The sequence below is a fragment of the Micromonospora sp. I033 genome (genome assembly GCF_053890995.1).
Window position 1 is genome coordinate 1 of sequence record NZ_JBSSLX010000328.1, and the last position, 4,304, is coordinate 4,304.

A 4,304-nucleotide genomic window follows, 5' to 3' on the forward strand; every position below is an offset into this window, starting at 1 on the left:
GGAGACAGGCGCGGGGACCGGCCGCGATCGGTGCTGATCGGGCTGCTCGCCGTGTGCGTGGCCGCGCTGATCGCGCTGCGGACCGGGCGGGCCACCGACTTCTTCCTGGTGCAGCTGGTCTCCAACGCGGCGAGCGGACTGGCCTGGATGGTCAGCATCGTGGTGCGCTGGCCACTGCTGGGCGTGCTGGTGGGCGCGGCGCTGGGCCAGCGTGGGCGGTGGCGCCGCGACCCGGCGCTGCTGCGGGCGTACGGGCGGGGCAGTTGGGTGTGGGCCGCGACCTACCTGCTGCGGCTGGCGGTGTTCGTGCCGCTGTGGCTCGGCGGGCAGGTGGTCGCGCTGGTGGTGGCCCGGGTGGCGCTGACCTGGCCGCTGGTCGCGGCGGCGCTGGCGGTGAGCTGGCTGGTGATCCGGCGGTCGCTGCCGGCGGATCACCCGGGGTTGCGGCACCCGGTCGTGCGGTCCGAACGGGACGACGCGCCGGCAAAGTAAAAGAGAGGCCGCCACGGGGGGAGCGGCCTCTCCGGTGAAGTACGTTACTCCGTCCACGGCTTTCGTGTGATCCCGCGGGACGCCGATTTTCCCGGCCTTTTTCGCGGCAAGTTCGTCTCCGGGCGGTTCGGTGGGCCGGTCCGTCCGCTGCGTCGGCCGGACGGCCGGCCCACCCGGCCTGACCATGGGAATCAGGCCGCCCGCCGACCGGGCCGCTCCGTTCCCCCTTCGGCCCGGGTCGGCCTCCGTCGCGGGCGGGCCGGGCCCGCCCGCGACGGAGTGGTCACCTCACCCCGCCGGGAAGTAGGTGCCGTAGTCGGCGTACGCCATGGCGACGTCCGCCTGGGCCCAGAACCGGTGGTAGTTGAAGACCGGCTCCGCGCCGCCGTTGAGGTACGCCTGCACCTTCGGCCAGTCCGGGTCGTTCTTGTAGAACGAGCGGATGTCCAGGAAGCTCTTGCCGGCGGCGATGGCGTCGCCGTTGGGCATCTTCCCGGTCCAGCCGGCGGGCACGTAGAGGCCCTGGCCGTCGGCGGCGTTGTAGACGTCGTCGAAGCGCTTGTAGTCGCCGCGCTTCTCCGGCATCGAGACGCCCTTGGTGTCGGCGGCGGCCGACAGCGCGTCCAGCAGGCCCTTGGCGGTGTTCTTCGCCGCGGCGTCGCCGGACTTGGCCGCGTACGCGATCAGGGTCCGGGTGTAGGCGGCGGCGACGCCGACGTCCTGGCCCTTCACCGTCACCTCGACGTGCAGGTTGGTGTTCGGCTGCGGGCTCGTCGGGTTCCAGTTGGCGGGCTGGCCGGTCCACTTCATGTCCGACGGGATCGACCAGTTGGCGCCCAGCGTGGTGTTGGCGATGGCCCACGGCACCCACTTGTCCAGCAGCGCCTTGGCCTTGGCGTTGCCGGTCTCCAGGTACAGCTCGGCGATCCGCTGCATCGACCAGGCCTGCATGCCGAACCACTGGTTGGACGGCGGGTCGTTGTAGACCGGGTCGACGTCGTAGTACATGCCGTAGAAGGTGGCGGTGCCGGCCGGCGGCTGGGCGTAGCTGCCGTCCCAGCTGTTGGTGGCGCCACCGGCGATGCCGCCCTCGGCGGACTGGAGCCAGGTGTAGAACTCCAGCTGCCGGTCGAGGCTCTTCTGCCAGTCGGACACCGCGGTCGGCGACTTGGGCTTGAGCTCGCTGACGTTGGTCAGCGCCCAGGCCGCGAACGGGTTCTGGTAGCCGAAGTGGTTGTGGCTGGAGCCGATACGCCACGACCAGTTCTGGCCGGCCTCGTACGCGCCACCCCAGGCGTAGTACCAGGAGAGCAGGTAGTGCGCCGAGTCGCGGCCGCTGCCGGCCGGGCAGGTGGACGCGCCGACGCAGTTGCCGATCTTCTTGAAGTACTTGTCGAACATCGCGTAGCGCAGGTAGTCACCCATCTTGGCGGCCTTCGCCACGGTGGCCGCGACGTCGGCCTCCCGGCCCTGCGCCTTGGCCCAGGTCAGCGCCCAGTAGGCGGCCTGCACGGCACGCGCGTCGGCGTCCGGGGCGTTGGTGTACTTCCACTGCTTGGCCGGGGCGGCCGACTCCTTGACGAACAGGTCGAGGTAGCCGTACTGGCCGCCGTGCTTGAAGGTGTCGCAGGACGGCTGCGGGACGGTTTCCCAGACCGACTCCTGGGTGCCCCGCTGGAAGGTGTTGATGTAGGCCGGCCGGGTGGTGCCGTCGCCGCAGCGGCCGTAGCCGTAGGTGTTGTCGACGTCCAGCAGCCAGTGCATGCCGTAGATGTCGCCGGTGCCGTAGGTGGACTGGAGCTCCGAGCGGAGCGGGTCCTGGCCTACCGGGACGTTCGGCTCCAGCGCCGACGGGTACTGGCTGGGCAGGTTGTGCTCGGCGGCGTACTGGGGGGTGCCCGCGGCGCCGGCCGTGGGCTGGTCGGCGTGCGACGGGATGATGTACTTCTCCATCACCGTCCAGGCGTTGTTGAACGGGGCCCAGTTCTGGGTGACGCGGCCGTACTGCGCCTCCAGCCAGAGCCAGAAGCTGAACGCCTCCGAGGTGGTCTCGTGGCCGTGGTCGGGCGCCTCGACGATCAGCGTCTCGATGGAGTGGTACGGCACGCCCTCCGGGCTGAAGTAGCCCGAGTTCTTGATCTTGCCGTACTGGTCGAGGAACTTCTTGATGTACGCGTTGTCCCCGCCCGGGGTGTCGTTGTCGATCTCGGTGGCGGTGACCGCGACGGGGGCGAGGCCGGTGGCCGAGGCGGTGATCGTGGCGGTGCCGCCGACCGTGTCGGCGTCCTCCGCGGCCGCCACGGTGGCGGTGACCCCGGTGTTCCAGTTGCTCGGGGTCAGGGTGAGCGTCGCGGGCGACACGGTCACGTCGCCGTCTCCGGCCACGGCGAGGGTCACCGGGACGTTGGTGGTCGGGGCGGCGCTGAGGGTGAACTTCACCGAGGAGCTGCCGCCCTCGTTGACGCTCACCGCCGACGGGGTGGCCACCAGCGCCGGGCCGGAGGCGGGGCCGACCGTGAAGGACTTCTCGGCGACCGCCGTGGCGTTCGCGTTGTCGTACGCCTTGGCCTGGACCGTGTAGCTGCCGGCGGGCAGGTCCTCAAGGGTGTAGCCGTACGGGGCGGTGGTGTCGGTGTTGACCAGCAGGCCGTTGCGGTAGAACTCGACCTTGGCGATGGTGCCGTCCGGGTCGCTGGCGGTGGCGGTCAGCGGCACGTCCGCCGGCGCCACGAACGGGCCGGTCGGCAGACCCAGGGACACTGTGGGCGACTGGTTGGTGGGCGCGCCGTTGCAGGCGACCCCGTTGAGGGTGAAGGCGGTCGGCTTCGGGTTGCTGCCGGTGTGGGCGCCGTTGAAGCCGATGGTGGTGGAGGCGCCGGTGGGCAGGCTGCCGTTCCACGACTCGTTCGTCGCGGTCACCTCGCTGCCGGACTGGCTCCACTTCGCCGACCAGCCCTGGGTCAGCTTCTGGCCGCTGTTCGGGAAGGCGAACTTGAGCGACCAGCTGTTCAGGGCGTCGCCCAGGTTCTTGACGGTGACGTTGGCCGTGAAGCCGTTGTTCCAGTCACTTGTCACATAGGTCACGTCGCAGGCCGGGGCGGCCTGCGCGGCGCCCGCCGGCAGGGCCACCCCGCCGATGGCGAGGGCGGTGGCGGCGAGCATCGCCGTCCGGCGACGTCTGGCCATGAGTCTCATGTGCGCGGTGTCTCCTCGGACCGGGCCGGGACGCGGGGCCCCGGCGGGGCGCCTCCACGCGTCGACGCGGCGGACGCGGGGGGACGGAGGCGCCCGGAAAGGTGGTCGACCCGGCCGTGCCGGGGATCGGGGCGCCGCACCGGTGCTACCGGGTGCCCTCGGCGGCCCTCGCTCGCGCGAGCTGGCTCCACGTCGCGGTTGAGAGTGTGCCATGGAAGCGCTCCCACCACAACGGCCAGGGCAGACATCCAGGTCCATGTTTCGATCTCGTTTAGGGGCTTTCACAAAGCCGTGACGGGCGTTACAGTCGCAAGCATCGGCGATGGGAGCGCTTCCATCGACGGAGATGCAAGTACGAGATCGCCGGGGACCCCGTGTGCCCGGCGCGCCAGCCCAGTGGCTGACGGCGGGCCAGCCCGGACGCCGCCGTCAGCCCTCACCCACCGACATGGAGGGAGGTGGAACCAGAGCCACTCGCGTGGCCCGGCTCCCGCGCGACACGCACGACCGGACGCCATTTCCACTCGTGCGTGTGTGCATCACAGGTGGGGACGGGGGTTGCCCTCCCCCGTCCCCACACTAAACCCCCGTTGTCGACGGGAAAAGAGGCCGACGGG

General features: G+C 70.9%; 2 protein-coding genes. One reads left to right on the top strand and one right to left on the bottom strand.

The window, feature by feature from the left end; all coding sequences use genetic code 11:
• On the top strand, nucleotides 1–492 hold a 492-nt coding region (locus ACW0Q9_RS29430), incomplete at its 5' end, for a DUF3159 domain-containing protein (protein WP_456186857.1).
• A 288-nt stretch (nucleotides 493–780) separates the two neighbouring features.
• On the opposite strand, the gene ACW0Q9_RS29435 is transcribed toward ACW0Q9_RS29430, so the two are convergent.
• Nucleotides 781–3,678 carry a glycoside hydrolase family 48 protein gene (locus ACW0Q9_RS29435; protein WP_456186859.1) on the bottom strand — a complete coding sequence of 966 codons (2,898 nt, stop codon included), beginning with the start codon at nucleotides 3,676–3,678 and terminating at the stop codon, nucleotides 781–783.
• Nucleotides 3,679–4,304 lie beyond the last annotated feature (626 nt).

Excerpts from the sequence above, each read along its gene's own strand:
- ACW0Q9_RS29435 (WP_456186859.1), bottom strand. The coding sequence starts at position 3,678 with ATGGCCAGACGTCGCCGGACGGCGATGCTCGCCGCCACCGCCCTCGCC.